The organism is Croceicoccus estronivorus, assembly GCF_001625325.1.
Lineage (GTDB): Bacteria > Pseudomonadota > Alphaproteobacteria > Sphingomonadales > Sphingomonadaceae > Caenibius > Caenibius estronivorus.
In genome coordinates this window covers 348,341-367,395 of the sequence record NZ_JRQQ01000001.1, presented here as the reverse complement: position 1 = coordinate 367,395, position 19,055 = coordinate 348,341, and the positions used below count along the sequence as shown (strand labels likewise).

Annotated in this window: 20 protein-coding genes and 1 tRNA gene; 6 read left to right on the top strand and 15 right to left on the bottom strand. The window is 59.5% G+C overall.

The features are described 5' to 3' along the window. Positions 1 to 76: 76 nt before the first annotated feature. Complete coding sequence (locus MB02_RS01845) at positions 77 to 706, top strand: c-type cytochrome (RefSeq protein ID WP_067531662.1); 630 nt, start codon at positions 77 to 79, stop codon at positions 704 to 706. A gap of 97 nt (positions 707 to 803) precedes the next feature. Here the strand turns inward: MB02_RS01845 and MB02_RS01840 are convergent, their stop codons facing one another. Beyond that, complete coding sequence (locus MB02_RS01840) at positions 804 to 1,469, bottom strand: RlmE family RNA methyltransferase (RefSeq protein WP_067531659.1); 666 nt, start codon at positions 1,467 to 1,469, stop codon at positions 804 to 806. Further along, positions 1,466 to 2,671 carry a Ppx/GppA phosphatase family protein gene (locus MB02_RS01835; protein WP_067531657.1) on the bottom strand — a complete coding sequence of 402 codons (1,206 nt, stop codon included), beginning with the start codon at positions 2,669 to 2,671 and terminating at the stop codon, positions 1,466 to 1,468. Before MB02_RS01835 ends, MB02_RS01840 begins: the two co-directional genes overlap by 4 nt. 188 nt (positions 2,672 to 2,859) lie before the next feature. Here MB02_RS01835 and MB02_RS01830 point away from each other — a divergent pair. Both MB02_RS01830 and MB02_RS01825 read left to right on the top strand, forming a co-directional pair. After that, positions 2,860 to 2,933: transfer RNA gene (locus MB02_RS01830), tRNA-Gln, on the top strand. Positions 2,934 to 3,073: 140 nt separating this feature from the next. Further along, positions 3,074 to 3,955: an LOG family protein gene (locus tag MB02_RS01825; protein WP_067531655.1), complete on the top strand. Its 882-nt coding sequence runs from the start codon at positions 3,074 to 3,076 to the stop codon at positions 3,953 to 3,955. Between the two features lies 1 nt (position 3,956). Here the strand turns inward: MB02_RS01825 and thiD are convergent, their stop codons facing one another. From thiD to glmM, 3 genes are read right to left on the bottom strand one after another with little or no spacing between them, the layout of a single operon-like run. Beyond that, on the bottom strand, positions 3,957 to 4,706 hold the full coding sequence (gene thiD / locus MB02_RS01820) for a bifunctional hydroxymethylpyrimidine kinase/phosphomethylpyrimidine kinase (RefSeq protein WP_067531653.1): 750 nt from the start codon (positions 4,704 to 4,706) through the stop codon (positions 3,957 to 3,959). Beyond that, entirely contained in the window at positions 4,703 to 4,927 is a 225-nt protein-coding gene (locus MB02_RS17325; protein ID WP_082825900.1) for a DUF1272 domain-containing protein, read from the bottom strand. Before MB02_RS17325 ends, thiD begins: the two co-directional genes overlap by 4 nt. Next, positions 4,927 to 6,264 carry a phosphoglucosamine mutase gene (gene glmM, locus MB02_RS01815; protein WP_067531651.1) on the bottom strand — a complete coding sequence of 446 codons (1,338 nt, stop codon included), beginning with the start codon at positions 6,262 to 6,264 and terminating at the stop codon, positions 4,927 to 4,929. The genes MB02_RS17325 and glmM overlap by 1 nt, the downstream gene beginning before the upstream one ends. 176 nt (positions 6,265 to 6,440) lie before the next feature. Here glmM and MB02_RS01810 point away from each other — a divergent pair, with 176 nt between their 5' ends. Then, positions 6,441 to 7,052 carry a superoxide dismutase gene (locus MB02_RS01810; protein WP_067531649.1) on the top strand — a complete coding sequence of 204 codons (612 nt, stop codon included), beginning with the start codon at positions 6,441 to 6,443 and terminating at the stop codon, positions 7,050 to 7,052. Between the two features lie 94 nt (positions 7,053 to 7,146). On the opposite strand, the gene MB02_RS01805 is transcribed toward MB02_RS01810, so the two are convergent. The 3 genes from MB02_RS01805 to MB02_RS01795 all read right to left on the bottom strand — a co-directional run bounded on the left by MB02_RS01805 (position 7,147) and on the right by MB02_RS01795 (position 9,235). Beyond that, on the bottom strand, positions 7,147 to 8,325 hold the full coding sequence (locus MB02_RS01805; RefSeq protein ID WP_082825899.1) for an AI-2E family transporter: 1,179 nt from the start codon (positions 8,323 to 8,325) through the stop codon (positions 7,147 to 7,149). 137 nt (positions 8,326 to 8,462) lie between these two features. Next, positions 8,463 to 9,056 carry a sigma-70 family RNA polymerase sigma factor gene (locus MB02_RS01800; protein WP_067531645.1) on the bottom strand — a complete coding sequence of 198 codons (594 nt, stop codon included), beginning with the start codon at positions 9,054 to 9,056 and terminating at the stop codon, positions 8,463 to 8,465. Further along, a complete protein-coding gene (locus MB02_RS01795) occupies positions 9,053 to 9,235 on the bottom strand; it encodes a NepR family anti-sigma factor (RefSeq protein ID WP_067531643.1) in 183 nt (60 codons plus the stop codon). Before MB02_RS01795 ends, MB02_RS01800 begins: the two co-directional genes overlap by 4 nt. Before the next feature lie 235 nt (positions 9,236 to 9,470). On the opposite strand from MB02_RS01795, the gene MB02_RS01790 reads away from it, so the two are divergent. Further along, positions 9,471 to 11,135 (top strand): CHASE domain-containing protein, encoded by a 1,665-nt coding sequence (locus tag MB02_RS01790; RefSeq protein WP_067531641.1) that lies wholly within the window; start codon positions 9,471 to 9,473, stop codon positions 11,133 to 11,135. A 58-nt stretch (positions 11,136 to 11,193) separates the two neighbouring features. Here MB02_RS01790 and MB02_RS01785 read toward each other — a convergent pair whose 3' ends face one another. After that, positions 11,194 to 12,000, bottom strand: a complete 807-nt coding sequence (locus tag MB02_RS01785) for a response regulator (RefSeq protein WP_067531639.1) — start codon at positions 11,998 to 12,000, stop codon at positions 11,194 to 11,196. Positions 12,001 to 12,362: 362 nt separating this feature from the next. Continuing rightward, positions 12,363 to 13,520 (bottom strand): hypothetical protein, encoded by a 1,158-nt coding sequence (locus MB02_RS01780; protein WP_067532296.1) that lies wholly within the window; start codon positions 13,518 to 13,520, stop codon positions 12,363 to 12,365. Between the two features lie 189 nt (positions 13,521 to 13,709). Here MB02_RS01780 and MB02_RS01775 point away from each other — a divergent pair, with 189 nt between their 5' ends. Continuing rightward, positions 13,710 to 14,801, top strand: coding sequence for a fatty acid desaturase family protein (locus tag MB02_RS01775; protein ID WP_067531637.1), 1,092 nt, complete (start codon positions 13,710 to 13,712; stop codon positions 14,799 to 14,801). A gap of 83 nt (positions 14,802 to 14,884) precedes the next feature. On the opposite strand, the gene MB02_RS01770 is transcribed toward MB02_RS01775, so the two are convergent. The 5 genes from MB02_RS01770 to MB02_RS01750 all read right to left on the bottom strand — a co-directional run bounded on the left by MB02_RS01770 (position 14,885) and on the right by MB02_RS01750 (position 19,042). Next, the gene (locus tag MB02_RS01770; RefSeq protein ID WP_067531634.1) at positions 14,885 to 15,112 is read right to left on the bottom strand and encodes a hypothetical protein; all 228 of its coding nucleotides are present in this window, start codon (positions 15,110 to 15,112) and stop codon (positions 14,885 to 14,887) included. 67 nt (positions 15,113 to 15,179) lie between these two features. Continuing rightward, a complete protein-coding gene (gene lptG, locus MB02_RS01765) occupies positions 15,180 to 16,277 on the bottom strand; it encodes an LPS export ABC transporter permease LptG (protein ID WP_067531632.1) in 1,098 nt (365 codons plus the stop codon). Next, positions 16,267 to 17,493 (bottom strand): LptF/LptG family permease, encoded by a 1,227-nt coding sequence (locus MB02_RS01760; RefSeq protein WP_067531630.1) that lies wholly within the window; start codon positions 17,491 to 17,493, stop codon positions 16,267 to 16,269. Before MB02_RS01760 ends, lptG begins: the two co-directional genes overlap by 11 nt. A gap of 169 nt (positions 17,494 to 17,662) precedes the next feature. After that, complete coding sequence (clpS, locus tag MB02_RS01755) at positions 17,663 to 18,040, bottom strand: ATP-dependent Clp protease adapter ClpS (RefSeq protein ID WP_235829388.1); 378 nt, start codon at positions 18,038 to 18,040, stop codon at positions 17,663 to 17,665. A 156-nt stretch (positions 18,041 to 18,196) separates the two neighbouring features. Next, a complete protein-coding gene (locus MB02_RS01750) occupies positions 18,197 to 19,042 on the bottom strand; it encodes a phasin family protein (protein WP_067531628.1) in 846 nt (281 codons plus the stop codon). Positions 19,043 to 19,055: the final 13 nt, after the last annotated feature.

The following is a 19,055-nucleotide window of genomic DNA, read 5'->3' as shown; positions in this document are numbered from 1 at the left end:
CCGCAATGGGCCTTGCGAATAACGCAAGTCGACACTAGAGCGGCGCCAGAAATTTCTAACCCGCAGGTTCTTCCGGATGAACGACCGTTTTAATACTACTGCCGGCTGGACGCTTTTCGCCGGTGTCGTCGCACTTGGCCTCTCCAGCGTCAGTGCCAAGTATTTTCAGGCTGACAAGCATCATGCCCCGCATGAAATGGGCTATGCAATCGAAGGCGTGGAAACCGAAGGTGGTGCCGATCAGGGACCGTCTTTCGCCTCGCTGCTCGCTACGGCTGACGTTGCCAAGGGTGAGAAGCTGTTTGGCAAGTGCGTATCGTGCCACACGATCAATGCTGGTGGCCCGAACGGCATTGGCCCGAACCTGCATGGCGTTGTGGGTGAAGAGATCGGCAAGGGCGTAGGCGGCTTCGCCTTCTCCAGCGCGCTGTCGGGTCATGGTGGCACCTGGACTTTCGACCTGCTGGACGAATGGCTGGCCAGCCCGAAGGCGTTTGCGCCGGGCACGAAGATGAGCTTCGCCGGTTTGAGCAAGGCTGAAGATCGCGCAAACCTCATTGCCTATCTTAACACGCAGGGTTCGAATCTCCCGCTTCCGGCGGTCGAGGAAGCGCCCCCGGCTGAAGAAGCCGCTGCGGAAGGTGGCGAGGCTCCGGCTGAGGAAGCAACCGCCGAAACTCCGGCAGAAGCTGCTCCGGCACACTAATTCCGGCGAGTGGGCGAAATGCCCATGGCAGATTACAGAAATGCCCCGGTGCCAGATGAGGTGCCGGGGCATTTTGCTATCCAGAGGATACAGGGAATCAATCCCGTCCTTTGAAACCCTGAGCGATCACATACCATTCGGATGAATCCTTGCGGCTGGCAGGGGGTTTGGCATGCTTGACGCTGGTGAAATGCTGCTTGAGCAGTGCCAGCAGTTCCGTGTCAGTCCCACCTGCCAGAACCTTCGCAACGAAAGCACCACCGGCCGTCAGCGTCTGGATCGCAAAATCGGCAGCTGTTTCGACGAGGCCCATGGTGCGCAAATGGTCGGTTTGCTTATGACCTACCGTATTGGCCGCCATGTCTGAAAGAACGAGGTCAGGAGGCCCGTCCAGAGCCGATTCCAGAGCTTCCGGGGCCTCTGCGGCCATGAAGTCCATCTGCAGAATGGTAACGCCGTCGATTGCTTCTGTCGGCAGCAGGTCGATTCCGACGACCGCCGCCTTCGGCGCCCGTTTACGGACGACCTGACTCCAGCCGCCCGGTGCGATGCCCAGGTCGACGACTCTCCTGGCAGACTTCAGCAGCCCAAAGCGATCGTCAAGCTCGGCCAGTTTATAGGCAGCCCGGCTGCGATAGCCGTCTGCCTTGGCCTGGCGGACGTAAGGGTCATTGAGCTGCCGGGTCAGCCAGCGGGCCGATGATTGGCTCCGCTTTTTGCCGGTACGCAGTTTCTTGTCAGGATTCTTGCTGGAACGACTCATGTACGATTGCCTCGCCGCACCTTGCGGTGGGAGTTGCTGTTGCCGCGCTCTGTTCTGCGGTCTGATGCAATCAGGCTGCGCAGAATTCCTTCGCGGATGCCTCGATCGGCAACGCCCAGTCGTTCGGCGGGCCAGATGTCGAGAATCGATTCCAGTATCGCACACCCGGCTATGACGAGATCGGAGCGTTCCCGCCCGATACATGGCAATTCATATCGTTCTTCCGGAGACATCACTGACAGCCGCTGGCTGATGGCACGCATCGAATGTGCGGGTACGATCAGCCCATCGACGGCCTTGCGATCATATTGCGGAAGGTCGAGATGAAGGCTGGCGAGCGTGGTGACCGTGCCGCTGGTCCCGAGCAGACGTGGGCTTGGTACTTGGACGTCCCCGATTCGTTGCGCGAAGCCGGCGAAGCTGTCGGAAACCAGTTCACGCATTTTTGCGTAACGGGCCGCACGTTCATCGGTGCTGTGCACTTCGCCACCGCAGGTTTCCGTCAGGGAAACCACACCCCATGGTACGCTTTGCCAGTCGAGAATCCGCGGGATGCCATCGCCTGTTTCGATCAGGACCAGCTCGGTAGATCCGCCGCCGATATCGAAGATCATGGCAGGGCCGGTGCCTTCCTCCAGCAGGATATGGCAGCCGAGTACTGCCAGTCGAGCTTCGTCCTGTGCGGAAATCACATCCAGAACAATGCCTGTTTCCCGATGTACGCGCTCGATGAATTCCGCGCCGTTTTCTGCCCTGCGGCATGCTTCGGTCGCGACCGACCATGCCAACCGGACATTGCGGCGTTTGAGCTTGTCTGCGCAGATCCTGAGGGCATTGACCGTGCGGTTCATGGCGGCCTCGCTCAATCGGCCAGTCTGGGCAAGTCCTTCGCCCAGTCGAACCACGCGGCTGAATGCATCGATGACTGTGAAATTCTGGCCTTGGGGGCGGGCGATCAAAAGGCGGCAATTGTTGGTGCCGAGATCAAGCGCTGCATATGCCTGACGGGGGGAGGAACTGGCGCTGGCACCCACGGTCCAGCCTGCCGGTGCACGGGTCTGGCTTGGCTTGCTTTTGCCGGGCGGGCGGAATTCGGAACGGGCCTTGGGAGGCTCTGGCGCTCGCGATTCCCCTTGCGTCGAGCCATTTTCCTTATCCGTCACCATTTCCTGGTGCCGCTCCGGCGGAGAATAATCCGCCATAATCGTCAGTCTTTCTTATGCTTATGCCCGCATGACACGGGTACTTGCCGCCGATGCTACAGGTCACGGACGAATCCGGCAAGAGGGTGCCACGACGGCAAATGGCGTGTCGCGGTGCGCCTTGGCCCGAAACAGTGTCGGGCCCTCTTGACCGCAGGCGATCCCCCGCCTAGAGGCTCGCCCCGAATTGCCCCGTCGTCTAATGGTAAGACTACGGACTCTGACTCCGTCAATTGAGGTTCGAATCCTCACGGGGCATCCAAAATCCACCATAAAGATACACCTTCCCCATGTCAGACTTAGGGGCGGGTGTGATCGCCATTTTCTCCCTCACTCTGCTTGCCCCGCCCTGAATCGGCTCGTACGGGGGAGGCCGACAGGACATTGCCGCAAGGGAGAGTTATGAGCGAGCGCCAGGACGATCGGGAACTGACCGACCGGAAATTCTACAAGGCGCAGCAGGAAGCTGCCTTTTCCGAGGCAGTAGCCAAGCAAACCCCGCAAACACAGCATCCCGCCTACCGGCTGGCATTTCAGGATACCGAGTTCCTCCTGCGTGAGGAACTGCGGCCAGTGCGGTTTCAACTGGAACTGCTCAAGCCGGAAATGTTGCTGGAAGAGGCAGGGGTCGGCTCCACACTCGTCTTCTACGGTTCGGCGCGAATCCCGATGCCGGATCAGGCCGAGGCATTGGTGGCTGCGGCACGGACTGACGAGGAACGTGCCGTGGCCGAGAAACTGGCGGCCAAGACCAAATATTGCGAGGAAGCGCGCAAACTGGCTCGTATCGCCAGCGAATGCGCTCCGGTCCAGGAAGGCAAAAGGCAATTCGTCGTCTGCTCAGGGGGCGGGCCATCCATCATGGAGGCGGCGAACAAGGGCGCGTCCGAAGCGGGAGCAGAGTCGATCGGGCTCAATATCGTGCTGCCGCATGAACAGGCGCCCAACCCGTATGTCTCGCCTTATCTGTCCTTTCAGTTCCACTATTTCGCATTGAGGAAGATGCATTTCCTCATTCGCGCGCGCGCAGTGGCGGTTTTTCCAGGCGGTTTCGGCACACTCGATGAATTTCTCGAACTGCTGACGCTGATTCAGACTGGCAAGATGAAACCCATTCCCGTGCTGCTGTTCGGCAAGGAATTCTGGAGCCGGATCGTCAACTTCGAAGCGATGGCAGACGAAGGAACGATCAACCACAGCGATCTCGACCTGTTCCGCTGGTGCGAAACCGCAGAAGAAGCGTGGGATCATATCACTCGCTTCTACGATTTGCCTTGCGACTAGGCTAACGTACCGCCTGATGCCCCATGGGGCCTGCTCCCGCACCGAAGCCGGGCGCAGAGAGCAGGGCTTCCCGCACGAAGTCCCGCGCGCCGGAAATCGCCTCCTCCATGGTGGTCCCCTTGCCGAGCAGGGTCGCGATCGCGCTGGAGAGAGTGCAGCCGGTGCCATGCGTGTGGCGGGTCTCTATCCTGGGCGCGCGCCAGACGACATCTTCGTGCCCGGGGCGGGATAGCCGATCTTCAACCATTGGGCCTTCCGCGTCGCCCCCCTTGGCCAGGTACGCTATTTGCTGCGCGGCCATTTCCCGGGGACCGCCCAGGGCCATCAATTCCGGGACGTTCGGTGTGGTCAAGGTTGCCAGTTTCATCAGCCGCGTGAAAGCAGCGACAGTGGCCTGATCTGCCAGCACCGAACCGCTGGTCGCGACCATGACGGGATCGAAGACCACCGGGGCGTCGATTTGTTCCAGTCGCTCGGCCACAGTAGCGGCCACCTCCGCGGAACCGAGCATGCCGATTTTGACCGCGTCTATGCCTATGTCATGTACGCAGGCGTCGATCTGCGCGCCTACCATGGCGGCAGGGAGCGCCTCGACTGCGTGCACGCCGGTTGTATCCTGCGCGGTGATGGCAGTAATTGCAGTCATCGCGTAACCGCCAAGCATGGTTACGGTCTTTATGTCAGCCTGAATGCCCGCACCGCCTGAACTGTCTGATCCGGCGATGGCAAGGATGCGGGGAGGGCGACTCATCCCCTGAACGCCCGCTCCACGGAAGGGGGGAACTGTTCGTGGAGTTTCTTCATTCGGGTCGGGCGGTCCATCAATTCACCGCCGCAGTTGGGGCAGTGGTCGTCGAGATCTTCCGCGCAGGGGGCGCAAAAGGTGCATTCGAGGCTGCAGATGAAAGCCCCCGGCATTTCTGCGGGCAGGTCGGCACCGCATCGTGCGCAGTCAGGGCGCATCTCCAGCATCAGCCGGCCGCGACCACTGCCGAACAGATATCGTCCACAACCTGTTCGACTTGCGCCTGATTGTCGCCTTCCGCCATCACGCGGATGACAGGCTCTGTCCCTGACGGGCGTATGACGAGCCTGCCCTTGCCGGAAAGGGCGCCTTCGGCTTCGGCAATGGCTTGTTTTACCGCCGCGTTTTCCAGAGGCGCGCCACCGGCGTAGCGGACGTTTTTCAGCAATTGCGGCACGGGATCGAACAGGTGGAGCAGTTCGCTTGCCCGTTTGCCTGATCGAACCAACGCGCCCAGCACCTGGAGCGCGGCAATGCAACCATCACCAGTGGTCGCATGGTCGAGCAGGATCATGTGGCCGGACTGTTCGCCGCCGACATTGTATCCACCGGCCCGCATTGCTTCCAGCACGTAACGGTCGCCGACTTTCGTCCGGAGCAGATCCAAGCCTTCGCCGGACAGGAACCGTTCCAGCCCGAGATTGGACATGACGGTGGCGACAACGCCGCCGCCCTTGAGAATGCCTTTCGATGCATAATCCCGTCCGATCAGGGCCATGATCTGGTCGCCATCGACAGTCTGGCCCTTCTCATCGACCACGATCAATCTGTCCGCATCGCCATCCAACGCGATTCCGATATCAGCGCCTTCGGCAATGACTCGTTCCTTTACGGCATCCAACGCGGTGGAACCCACACCGGCATTGATATTGGTGCCATTCGGGGTGACGCCGATCGTGGTGACTTCCGCACCCAGTTCCCAGATCGCCGAAGGCGCCACGTGGTAGGCCGCACCATTGGCGCAATCGACTACCACTTTCAGTCCATCGAGCCTGATTTCGTCGGCGAGCGATTGTTTGATTGCGTGAATGTAGCGCCCGCGGGCATCGTCGATCCGCCGGGCGCGGCCGATATCCTCGCCCTGGGCAAGTTGCTGCGTCTGGCCCATTGCCTGCTCGATCGCGAGTTCATCCGTGTCGGACAGTTTGAAACCGTCCGGGCCGAACAGCTTGATTCCGTTATCCTCGAACGGATTGTGGCTGGCTGAAATCATCACGCCCAAATCGGCGCGCATTTCCCGCGTGAGCAGAGCGACGGCCGGAGTCGGCAGGGGACCGGTCATGACCACATCCATCCCCACGCTGGTGAAACCGGCGACCAGCGCGTTTTCCATCATGTAGCCGGAAAGGCGGGTGTCCTTGCCGATGACGACGCGGTGCCGATGATCGCCGCGGAGGAAATGCCGACCTGCCGCCTGCCCCACTTTCAGGGCGGTTTCGGCTGTCATCACACCATCATTGGCGCGGCCTCTGATCCCGTCGGTTCCAAAATACTTGCGACCCATGGATTCGGTCCATCCCCTTGCAAGCGCATCTTTCTGCGCACATGGCGTTGTTCACGGGCAATGTCACGCTTGCCCGGTCAAGTCGATAAACCGTAATCGAAAAAGCTCATGCAACGTGAGACGGACTGGTCCGTTTGGGAGAGGAACAACAACAAAATGCAATCCATGGAGATATCATGCCCTTTAAACTGATCGAACTCCCCTTCGCTTCCGACGCTCTCGCCCCGGCGATTTCGGCCGAGACGCTTTCGTTCCACCATGGCAAGCACCACCAGGCCTATATCGACAAGACGAACGCAGCGATCGACGGCACCGATCTCGCCGACAAACCGATGGAAGACATCGTCGCCGCAGCGCGCGGCAAGAACCAGGGCCTGTTCAACAATGCTGCTCAGTCCTGGAACCACGGTTTCTATTGGCATTCGCTGACCGGCGCCAAGACGGCTCCGTCGGGCGATCTCGCCGCGAAAATCGACGAAGCTTTCGGTTCGCTCGACGCGTTGAAGGAAAAGCTGGCTGATGCCGGGGCTGGTCACTTCGCAAGCGGCTGGGTCTGGCTGGCTGAAAAGGGCGGCAAGCTTTCGCTTGAGGAAACCCATGATGCCGACACACTGGCGGACAGCGGTTTCAATCCGCTGCTGGTGCTCGATGTTTGGGAACATGCCTATTATCTTGACCACCAGAACGCCCGCCCGGCCTATCTCAAGGCGGTGATCGAAGGTAATCTCAATTGGGACTTCGCGGCCGAGAATCTCGCCCGGGGTTCGGCCTGGACATACCCGGCCTGATAGCAATTACGCTAGGACAGCGCCCGCCCGCCAAGTGCGCGGCGGGCGCTTTTGCGTCTGCCATACATACGGTCGGGTCGGCGCCGTATATTGGTCAGGTATCTTCTGTCGGCGGGTCGTCCAGTGGTGCCTGCCGGGCGCTAAAGCCGAACAACGGTTCTCCAAACAGGAATCCAATGAGGTTGGGATGCCCGACGTGATCGAACAGGGCAGTCAGGGTCAGGAGGATCGGCACTGACAGCAGTGCCCCTGCAAAGCCCCAGATCCAGGAAAAATAGCTTAACGCCAGCAAGATCAGCACCGGATTCATGGTGAAGCGCGCGCCGAGAATGGCGGGTGTGAGGATATTCGACTCCACCAGGTGAAGTGTCAGGTACGTGGCGGCGGGAATCAGGCCGACCAGAAAGGTCGTGGAGGTGCCCAGGCCGAACAGACCAAGCAACGCGACCATAGTCAGCGGACCGACATAAGGCAGAAAGTTCAGGATTGCGGCCAGGCCACCCCACATGATCGGGGCATCGATACCCATGGCCCATGCCCCAAATGCAACCAGTATCCCCACGCACAGATTGATGAGACTGACGGTCAGGATATAAGCCGCCACGCGGTCCTGTATGTCACGCAGCGCTCGGGCAGCTTTCACGCTGGTGTCGTATGTCGCGCGTTCCAGCAGAAGCCGCCGGCGAAGCCGGACTCTGCTTTCGATCATGAAAAAGGCGAGCAGCAAGGTCAGGAATATTTCCAGCACCAGGCTGGGCGTGGCCAGTGCCACTTCCTCCAGCATCGAAGGCGTAGCGAGCATCACTTCCGGAGCCTGTTCCCGGCCCAACACGCTGGCGAGCTGTTCGTTGAGGTCTCCCAGCCAGCGGAAAGTTCCGCGCAACTGGGAAAATTGCTCTCCCAGCCGTGCCACCATAGTCGGAATTTCATCGACCATGTTGATCGCCGGCTGGAGAATCAAGCCCAGCGCCAGGGCGATGAGGATGATGAAACTGGATACGGCTAGGGCAGAAGCGAGCAGATTGGGTAGCCCCGCACCTGCCAGGCGGTCGGCAAGGGGGGACAGGACGATAGTCAGAATGATCGCGGCAACCAGCGGGAGGAATACCACGGCCCCGATCGAAAGAATAAAGGGCAGGGCGAGGAACAGGCCAATGCCCAACAGGAGCACGAGCGCTGAAGTCAACCTCACTTCCTGCGCGGCCCATGGTGGGCCAGGCTCCGAAAGCGGGGGCGGCGATCCCTGTCTTTGCTGGTCCGGTGTGCGGTTCATGGCACGGCGCTGTCTTTCAGGCTCCCAAGCCAATGGTGCCACGCCGGACCCCGGCAGGTAAACAGGAATTGATATGCCCCCACTCCTGCGGGAGCATCATCCCGCTCCGCCCTGCCGGGCTACGGCTCGGCGCCATTCTACGGCTTGCTCCCGTTGGACGCGATGACCCCGAGCTCGTCGAGAATCGCTCCGTGCGCTTCATCGTCGTCGCTGTCCCGGCGCGGGATGCTGCCTTCTTCGAGCATTGAGCTGAGCGCGGCGCGCGCGCGGCCCACACGGCTCTTGATAGTCCCGACGGCGCAGTCGCAGATCTCGGCTGCTTCCTCATAGCTAAAACCGCCGGCGCCGACGAGCAGCAGGGCCTCACGCCGCTCCGGCGGGAGTTGCAGCAACGCGCGGTGCATGTCGGCAAGGTGCAGCGGTTCTTCCTGCCCGGCTGGGGCGGTTAAGATGCGCTCCGCGACATTTTCGTCATATTCGCCGCGGAAGCGGTTGCGCCGCATCTCCGTAAGGTAGGCATTGCGAAGAATGACGAACGTCCACGCCCTCATGCTGGTGCCGGGCTGGAAGCGATCACGGGCACGCCAAGCCTTGAGCATGGTTTCTTGCACCAGATCGTCAGCCATGTCGGGACGGCCGCAGAGGCCGCGCGCAAAGGCACGCAGGTGGGGAATGACTGCTGTCAGTTCGCGCTTGAATTCATCTGCATCGGCAGAGCCATCGCCACTCATCGGGCGGTATCGTCCAGCTTGGACAGCAGATCCTTGAAGCTGTCCGGCAGGGGTTCTTCCACCACCGAATCATACAAGCGGCGAAGACCTGTTGCCCAATCCGGCTTGTCTGCCGGACTCTTGCAACTATCCTGCTTTTTGTGTCCGGCCTGCTCCGTTTTGTTTCCTTTATTGGTCATGCGCTTGCGGCAAAGTCCTGTTTCGGTCCTGCATATGGTCGGTGGATGCTGGCATCCCATAGTGTTGCATTATCAGGAACGAAAGTCCGGGCAACTTGTTCCATCGGACAGGAAAAAGGGAAGGGCCAGGATGGAGCAGGCGCAACCCTTGGGCGTTCAGGCGCCGAGATTGATGCTAGCCATGAACCGGTCGCCCACTATACGGGGGTCGGAGGGCAATGGGGCAGGACGTCTCTTGAGTAAGATCAAGCCGGCAAGAAGGGGATCCCGCAGGTGGCTGGTACGCTACCCGCGCGCTGTGCCGTTGCTGATTTTCCTGCTGACTTCCGCCGTAACGGGGGTGAGCGTTTACGCCATCGAGCGATCGGAGGCGCAGCGGGAACGAGCTCAATTGCACCAGACGGCCCAAGGTATCGCCTCCGCGCTGGAGCGGCGTGCAGATGCCAATTCGGCTTATTTGCGCGCTGGTGCTGCCTTGCTGGCCTCTCAGGATACGATTGGTGCGGAAGGGTTCACCCGGTTCGTGGCCGAATTGCGGCTGGACAGCGACTATCGGGGGGCTGACGGCATCGGATGGGCGCCGCGGGTCAGTCGCAACCGGATTGCTGCTTTCGAACAGTCCATGGCGGAGGAAATTCCCGGTGGGTTGCAGGTGCATCCTGCGTTGGCACCGGGCCAGAAATACGCCGTTCCGGTGACATTCCTGCATCCCGACAGCGTGCGCAATCGCCGTGCGATCGGTTTTGACATGTCTTCCGAGCCGGTGCGACGGGAAGCAATGCTGGAGGCGGCAAAATCCGCCCGCCCCGTGGCCAGCGGCAAGCTGGTGCTGGAACAGGAAGGCCAGGACGAGGAACCGGGTTTCCTCATTTATATGCCTGTCTATGAACGTGGCGGAGGAACCCCGCGGCTGAGAGGCTATATCTATAGTCCATTCAACGCGATGAATTTCCTTGGCGCTGCGCTGCGGCTGGAATCTCCGGGCGCCTTCGGCATTCGGCTGTATGATGCCGAAAAGAAGCCAGGCAGCGTGCTGGCCGAATTGCCCATTTCAGCACCGGGCAAAATGACCGTTGAAAAGCGGCTTTCGATTGCCAATCATCCCTGGGTCCTAGAAGTCAGGGCATCCAATCCCGACACCTTGTCCCCATTGTCGTTGTTGACGCTGATTTTCGGATTGCTCATCGCCAGCCTGCTGATGGTGGTTGCCCGCTTGCTCACCCAGCAGGCAGTGGAAGATCAGGAAGCGTTGGCCTGGCTCGAACAACAGAATTCGATCCGAAATTCGCTGACTCGCGAACTCAATCACCGTGTGAAGAATACCCTTGCCAATGTGCTGTCCATCGTCGCGTTGACCCGGCGCAGGTCGAAAGACATCGACAGTTTTGCCGAAGGACTGGACGGGCGGATCAGGGCGCTTTCCGCCACTCATGACCTTTTGACCCAGTCGGACTGGGGCACCACTCCGATCCGTTTGGTGATTGAAGTGGAACTCGCGCCTTACGCCAAGGCCGGGGAGCATCAGCTCAACCTGTCGGGACCGGATGTTGAACTGGCCCCGAACGATGCTCTGTCGCTGGGTCTTGCGGTTCATGAACTGGCCACCAATGCCGCGAAATATGGGGCGCTCAGTGCGCCAGGCGGCAAAGTTGCCGTATCATGGTATCGCCTGTCGGATACCCTTGCCAGAATCGAATGGATTGAGGCGGGCGGCCCGAAGGTCCTGACGGGCCGCACACGGGGGTTCGGGACAGATCTGATCGAGAAGATCGTGGCCCATGAACTGGGCAATCCGGTGGATCTGCGGTTTGAAGAACATGGTGTGGAATGCAGCCTGACCGTGCCTGTGCGGGAACCTGCTGAATTTGCCATGCGTGCCCGGCGCAAACTGGGGGATTAGCCGGGTAGAGACGACGATACCGGCACGTGACGTCGTCCCTACCCGGCAGGGGCAACCTCTAGGGAAGGGGGCGGCTGGAACCGAAGAACAGAGCCTGGCTGATGGCCGCTCTCACGGTTGCTTCCTGGAACGGCTTTGTCACCAGATAAGTGGGTTCCGGGCGATCGCCGGTCAGAAGCCTTTCAGGGTAGGCTGTGATGAAAATCACGGGAACACTTGCGATCGACAGAATATCGTCGACCGCGTCAAGGCCTGAACTGCCGTCGGCCAACTGGATGTCGGCCAGCACGAGGCCGGGGGTCTGTTCAGCGACTACTTTCTGTGCTTGGCCTCGGGTTGCAGCTGTGCCGCAAATGTCATGGCCAAGGCCGGTGACAATTTCCTCAAGCTGCATCGAGATGAGGGGTTCGTCCTCAATGATAAGGACGCTGGTCGTGGATTCGCGTTCGATTTCCGCAATCGCGTCGCGCACCAGTTGTTCGACCTTGTTCTCTTCCAATCCGAGCACCTGCGCGGTTTCCGCAATGCTGAAATCTTCAAGCGTGGTCAGGAGCAGGGCCTGACGGTCGAGTGGCGTAATCGCTCCCAACCGTTCGCGCACGGCGACTTCATGTTCTCCAGTCGCAGGAATGCCGGCCGGATCGTTGGGGGGAATGTCCATGGCGGCGCTGTTCCAGACCTTGTTGAAGGCGTGGTACAGCGGGACTCTTCCACCTGAAAGCGACTCTCGCAACGCATTGTCTGCAAGGATGGCTTCCAGAGTGGCCTGGACGAATGCATCGCCCGTGGTTTGAGAACCACTGAGCGCGCGGGCATAGCGGCGAAGATAAGGCAGATTTGATGCGATTTCGGCGCCAAGCGACATGGTACCCCTTCCCGATCGTAGTTACTGACAGGTAACGCAGACGGGAACGTCCGGAACAAGATCGGGTTCCGGAAAATCTGGTGGGAAGGAAGATAATTTCGACGAACGGGTTTCCTGGGGGACGGATAGACCCTGGTCAGCCGGGCGATAAGCGAATCGCATGCGAATTTTTTCGCGAAATTTTTTCGTGGGGCGGGAACCGGTCGCCATGCCGCGCATTTCACTTATGTCACCGCCGAGACACCCCCCCTCCCGTCCAAGCGGCTGGTGATACGATCCCGAAAGGCCTCCTCCCAGAGATGGGCGGAGGCCTTTTTATTGTGCCTGACGGTTTTGGGAAGCTCGGTCTCGGCGAATGGGGATCAAAGGGTCTTTTCGTAGACCCGGTATTCCTTGTTGATGGTGCTGTCGATCGCGTCGGCAATGGCGACCATTCCCTGATTGTCTTCCAATATCCAGCCAATCTCGCCGCGCGTGGCACCATATCGGGCCACTGAGTTGCGCCGGATGAATTCGATCATCATGAAAGCCAGCTGGCTGGCGAGGCGGGAATTCTGCAAGTCCTTCCGCACACCCATCAAGGGCACCCGCATTGTGTTTGTTTGCGGATTGCGTAGCCATTTCAGCAATTTGATCCAGTTGAAAGGGAACAGCTTGCCATTGAACGGGCGTATCACTTCGTTGATGTTCGACCAGGTAAGCATGAACGCCACCGGTTCGCCGTCGAGTTCTGCAACCATGTTCAGGTCTTCGCGGATCAGCGGTTTCATCTTCTTGCCGGCATATTTCGCCTCGTCCTGTGTGAACGGCACGAAACCCCAGTTGTTCGACCAGGCATCGTTGACCAGATCGATCACGATACCGGCCTCGCGCTTGAATTCCTTCAATTCCACTTCTCGGACATTGATGCGCTTGTTGCGTTCACCCGATGCCACGATCCGCTGGACAAGGGGCGGGAATTCCTTGGTAATGTCCAGTTCGTAGGTCATCAGGCTCTTGGCTCGTTCGTAACCGTCGCCTTCGATCCATCCCCGATAGAGTGGGGAGTTATGGCCCATCATGACTGTGGGTGGATGGTCGAAACCCTTTACCAGCAGTCCTGGTTCTTCCCATACCGAGAGGCTTATCGGTGCAAGCACGCGAGTCATGCCTTGGGTCCGCAGCCAATCTTCTGCCGTGGCGATCAGTGCCCGGGCAGTTTCTTCGTCAGCCGCTTCGAACATGCCCCAGTTTCCGGTTCCCGGCCCCATGCCTTGTGCCGGCGGCTGTTTCAGCGCCAGATGGTCGATATGGGCGGATATTCGGCCGACGATTTCCCTGCCCCTGCGGGCGAGGAACAATTGCATGTCGGCATGTTCATGAAAGGGGTTCTTCCCCGGAGTCAGCAATTCCACCACTTCTGCACGCAGGGGAGGCACCCAATTGGGATCCCCTGCATTCAACCGATAGGCGCAATCGACAAATGCGTTGAAATCGCGCTTGCCCTTGACCGGGGTGATGACTAGCTCGGCTGTTGTCACGAATGTGCCTTTGTTCAACGGAAATCAGCTTGGCTGATCGGGGAATGAAGCAGCACTGCGTATGGTGCTGGTGACTTGTCAAGCCGGGTGTGGCGCATCATGTCTGGTGTGCGGACATGTTGCTGCCACGATTTTGAGGCAGGGGGCTTCGTGAAGAGCCCTGTAAGAAGGTCATATCGGGACGATCTCATGACAGCCCATGAAACCATTGATGTTCCTGTGTCAGCGCCTGTCTCCGCAGGGGCAAAGCGCGTTGCGATTCCGGACGATATGGAAATGTTGCGCGCCGCCGTTGAACTGACTCGCGACATTTCGGCTGCCCGGCCCGAAATATATTGGCCTGACATGCTGCTGTCGGCGATTGTGGGCTATGCCGCCTTGGCAGGTGCGATCCTGACGGGCAACACGGCATTGGCCGTGGGGTTGGGGGTTCTGGCTGCCGTCGCTCTCTATCGTGCGCTGCTTTTCATCCATGAACTGACCCACATTCACCGTGACGCATTGCCGGGTTTCAGGTTCGTCTGGAATCTGATGGTCGGGATTCCGCTGCTGACGCCGTCATTCATGTATGAAGGCGTGCATACGTTGCATCACGCGAGGACGCGCTATGGGACTGCCGATGATCCGGAATATCTGCCCTTGGCTCTGATGAAGCCCTGGTCGCTTCCGGTGTTCCTGTTTCTGGCGGTTCTCGCTCCGCCAGCCTTGTTGTTCCGCTTCGCGATCCTGACGCCGCTGGGTGCGGTCATCCCGCCGTTAAGGCGCTATGTCTGGCAACGTTTCTCGGCCCTTTCGATCAACCCGGATTTCCGTCGGCGTGCGCCGGAAGGTGCGTTCAAGCGGATGGTTTTCTGGCAGGAGCTCGGGGCTAGCGTTTGGGCCATTGCGCTGTTGGGAAGTGTGGCCTTCATCGGCTGGCGCCCATTGGCGATCGCTCTTGCAGTTGTGGCGGGAACAGCGGTTCTTAATCAGCTGCGCACGCTGGTGGCGCACTTGTGGGAGAATGAAGGGGAGGCGATGACGGTGACGGCGCAGTACTTGGATTCCGTGAACGTTCCGCCACCGGCCGTGCTTACTCCGCTCTGGGCGCCGGTGGGCCTGCGCTATCACGCCTTGCACCACTTGCTGCCGAGCGTCCCTTATCATGCGCTGGGTGAAGCGCACCGGCGGCTGCAGGCACATCTGGGGGCCGGCTCGACTTATGGTCAGGCAAGCCATTCAGGCCTGTTCATCCTGATTGGCCGACTTGCACGTAACACTATGCACTCAGGAACTCGCTAGCCACAACGTCAAGGTGTGCCTGCGGACTTGATGCCTGCCAATCCGGCGGGGGGTATAAGCCCCCGCCGCATCAGGACGTCGGATTATTCGGCCGGAGCGGTTTCGCTGCTTTCCTCTGTGGCAGGCACATTTTCGTCAGTCACAGGCGTTTCCGGCAGCGTGACATCCACGCCTTCATCCGGTTTGGCCGTCCAGTCTTCACCCTGTTCGACAGTCGTACCTTCAGGTGCGCTTGGCGCATCCTGGCTTCCGCATGCAGCGAGAGCGAGCAAGCCTGAAGCGGTGAGGGCGCAAATGGCAAGTTTCTTCATCGAGAACTCTCCTTGGTAAGGTGTTTCCGCAATTTTACGTTTCTGCCATCCACCTGTTCCCAGATCCCTATTCCTCCGTGCGGATCAGTACGGTTTCACCGACGAGCAGGAACAGCATGAATGGGGCCCATGCGGCCAGCAGGGGAGGATAGCCCCCGAAATTGCCCATGGCCATGGCGGCGTTGTCAACCACGAAATAGGCGAAGCCTAACGCCATGCCGATTACCGCACGGACGAATAGCTGGCCCGACCGGGCGAGGCCGAAGGCGGCTACTGCGCCAAGCAAGGGCATGAGAGCCGCAGACAGCGGGCCGGAAATCTTGTGCCACCATGCACCACGCAATTCCGTAGTATGCCGCCCGGCGGCGTCGAGCCTGCGTATGGACTTGAACAGGGTGACGATGCTTTCACCATCCGCATCAACCCCTGTGAGTGATATTCGCTTTGGGGTGAGTTCGGGGGCAATTACCAGCGGCTCGATGGACTTCTGCTCTGCGGTTTGGACATCGAAGCTGACAGGGTCGGCCAGCCGCCAGCCGGGCGTGGAGTAAGTCGCGTAAGGCGCTCGGACTTGCTGTAGTATGATGCCTTGTGCATTACGGCGGTACCAGGTGACTTCGTCCATCCGCATCTCGCTATCCTGTCCGGTCAAACGGGCAGCGGTGAGGATATTGTCGCCATCGCGAAAATAGACATTGGCGCGGACACCGGAATCTTTTGGCACCGGCCCGTAATCCTGTTTCTCCCACGCATCGAGTGTCGAGGTGGACCGGGTGACGACCCGCTCGTTGAAAGCGAAGCTCAGGACGGACACGATCATTGCTGTCAATACGAGCGGCGCGAGAATCTGATGGGCAGACATCCCCGCGGCCTTCATCGCGATGACTTCGCTGTTCTGGTTAAGCGTGGCGAGTGTGATGATTGTGGCCAGCAAAACCGAATAGGGCAGGAAGCGCGCGATGAGCTGGGGAATGCGCAGTGTGACATAAGTCCACAACTGCGCCTCGCCATTGCCCGGGTATTCGAGGATTTTCCCGCTCTCGCTCAAAAGGTCGAGCATCTGGAGCACCAGTACGAGCATGACGAGCACAGCCAGAATACGGACAATGAAGGTCCGCGCCAGGTAAGTCGTCAGCGAACGGGATGGGAAGAAATCAAGGCGCATGCGCCGCCTTTCGTGCCTGCATGGCTCGCCGATGCTGACGTGAGAAGCGTTTCAGCTTGCTGGCCAGCTTGGCATAAACAGTTTCCAGAGCCCCGATCGCCTGCCCGCCGGGGACGAAGGCAACGCGGTAGTACATCCATAGAATCAGGGCAGCGAAGATGAAGAACGGCCCCCAAAGGGCGACGAAGGGATGGACAAGGCCCAGACCGGCGACATCCTCTCCGTATTGGTTCACCTTATGATAGGCGACCACCATCACGATCGAAACAAAGACCCCGAGCGCCGATGTCGATCGTTTCGGGGGTATCGCCAGGGCGAGGGCGAGCAAGGGCAACAGCAGCATCATTACCACTTCCACCATGCGGTAATTGAGGCTGGCCAGACTCTGGTTGCGCTTTTCCTGCGGCAGCTCGTCATTCCAGCCCATCCTGAGCAGTTCGGGCAGGATATATTCGCGCTCCTTTTGCCCGCGGGCGCGAAATTCCTCGATCTTGGGCAAGTCGATCGGCAGATCGTGAGCAGTGAAGCTGAGCACGCGTGGCGGAGAACTGGGCGTGTCCTGTATGATCGTGCCGTCAATCAGGCGCAGGATAATGGTATCGCGGCTGTCCTCCGTGGCGAGGAAGCGTCCCTCACGTGCCGAAATGGACAGCACCTGTCCTTTCTTGTTGGCGATCCGCGCGAAAACTCCGATCAGCCTGGTGCCGTTGTCCTCGCTTCGCTCTATCCGCAGGGCCATGCGATCCTTCAGGGTCGTGAATTCACCGACCTTGATCGACGCACCCAACGCGCCCGATCGCAACTGGAACTGCATTTGCTCGTAATAATAGCGTGAATAAGGTTGGACAAAGCCGACAATCAGAAGGTTCACGAATGCCAGGGCAAATGTCAGCATGTAAGGCACGCGGAGCAGGCGATTGTAGCCCAGACCCACTGCGCGGAGCACGTCGAGTTCGCTGCTGACAGCCAGCTTCCGAAAGGCGAGCAGAATGCCGAGCATCAGGCCGAGCGGAATAGCCAGGCTGGCATATTCCGGCAGCAGGTTCGCCAGCATTTTGAACACCACACTGACCGGACCGCCTTCGACTGCCACGAAATCGAACAGCCGCAACATCTTGTCGAGCACCAGAAGGGATGCGGCGATGACGAAGACCGAAATCATCGGCACGAGCGTCGCCTTCAGGATGTAACGATCAATGGCGGTCAGGGATTTCAAGCGGTTGGCCGTGATTGCGCTGACGGGAAAGTCTTGTTCGTCCGGCCTATAGCGCGGGATCCGGCCAAGGTCATGTGCGTTTTACAGCACATCGGAACTTCCATGCTGGCGGGGCAGTGGACTTGGTAAAGGAGGCATGCGACCGCACGGGGATTTTCTGTCTCCCCTGTCAGGCTTTTTCCAATGTGCATTGCAACGGATGCTGGTTCTGACGTGCGAAATCCATCACCTGGTTCACTTTGGTCTCGGCAATTTCGTATGGAAATATGCCGCAGACGCCAACGCCTCTCTGATGCACATGGAGCATCACTCTGGTCGCCTGCTCCAGATCCATGTGGAAGAAGCGTTTGAGCACCATGACGACAAATTCCATTGGAGTGTAATCGTCGTTTAGAAGTAAAACTTTGAATTGGCTTGGCTTTTTTGGCTTGGCGCGTGTCTTTGTGGCGATGCCGACCTGACCATCCCCTTCCTGGGAATCATCGTTTTCGCCAGCGCGAATGCGCAGGCGGGGATCGGTGTGGGGCAAGGCATGCTTGATTGTCATCGCCGCAGAATATCGTATCGGAGTGGCTCGTCGCAAGCTCGGAAGAGCCAAAAAGGCAAATTGGATAGAGAACGGGCCGGGCAGCAGTTGCTGTCCGGCCCGTCGCTTGAGCACCGGGGGAGAGGAGAGGAGACCCGGCGCGGTATGAAATCAGTTTCAGGCAGCCTTGGAGATCTTGTCGACCATCAGGCTGACGCGAGTCGAAATCGGCGCGAATGTATCATTGGTGAGCTTCACCAGTTTTTCGGTTTCCTTGGAGCCGAAAGCCACCGCGCTGTCGAAGTTGCGGCGCATAAGTTCGCCTTGCAGCTGGAACAGCTCGGTCGGCGACTTGATCGACGCCAGCTTCTTGAAATCGCCGGTGGCGGTTTCGTAAGCGCCCTTGGTCTCGGTCACGCAATCGGCACCGATGTCTTTCATGCCCGAAGCAAAAATCTTGCTCGATTCCACGACGGCTTCGATGTTGCCCTTGGACAGGGTGCCCATTTCACCGGCCACTGCAGTGCCCTTGTCATAGGCTTCCTTGGCTTTCGCCTTTACGGAGGTCACAGCGCTTTCGAACATTTTCGGGAAGTCTTTCTTCTTGCTGGCGGTGGACATGATCTTTTCCTTGAGTTGGGGGATGGTCAGTACGGGTTCAGCTGCTTTGACAGCGGTCTTGGGTGCGGTGGGCTTGGCTTTGCGGGCCGCCGGAGCAGGCTTTTTAACCGGTGCTTTCGCCGCGGGCTTGGCAGGGGCCGCCTTTGGCGCCGGCTTTTTGGCCGGGCTGGCCTTCCGGGTTGGAGCCTTCTTGGCTGCAGCCGGTTTTTTCGTCGCCGGAGCAGTTGCCTTGACCGGAGCAGGCTTCTCGTCGGCAACCGGACTCGCTGGCGCCGGAGCGGAAACCGCTTCGGGTTCGGCAGTTTCCGGTTTAGCCGCCTCGGTGGCCTTCACGCCCGCGGCGGCTTCGGCATAGGCTTTTTCCGCGGCGGCGGCGGCTTTGCTTTCGCTGTTGTCGGGCATACTTGCTCCTTGC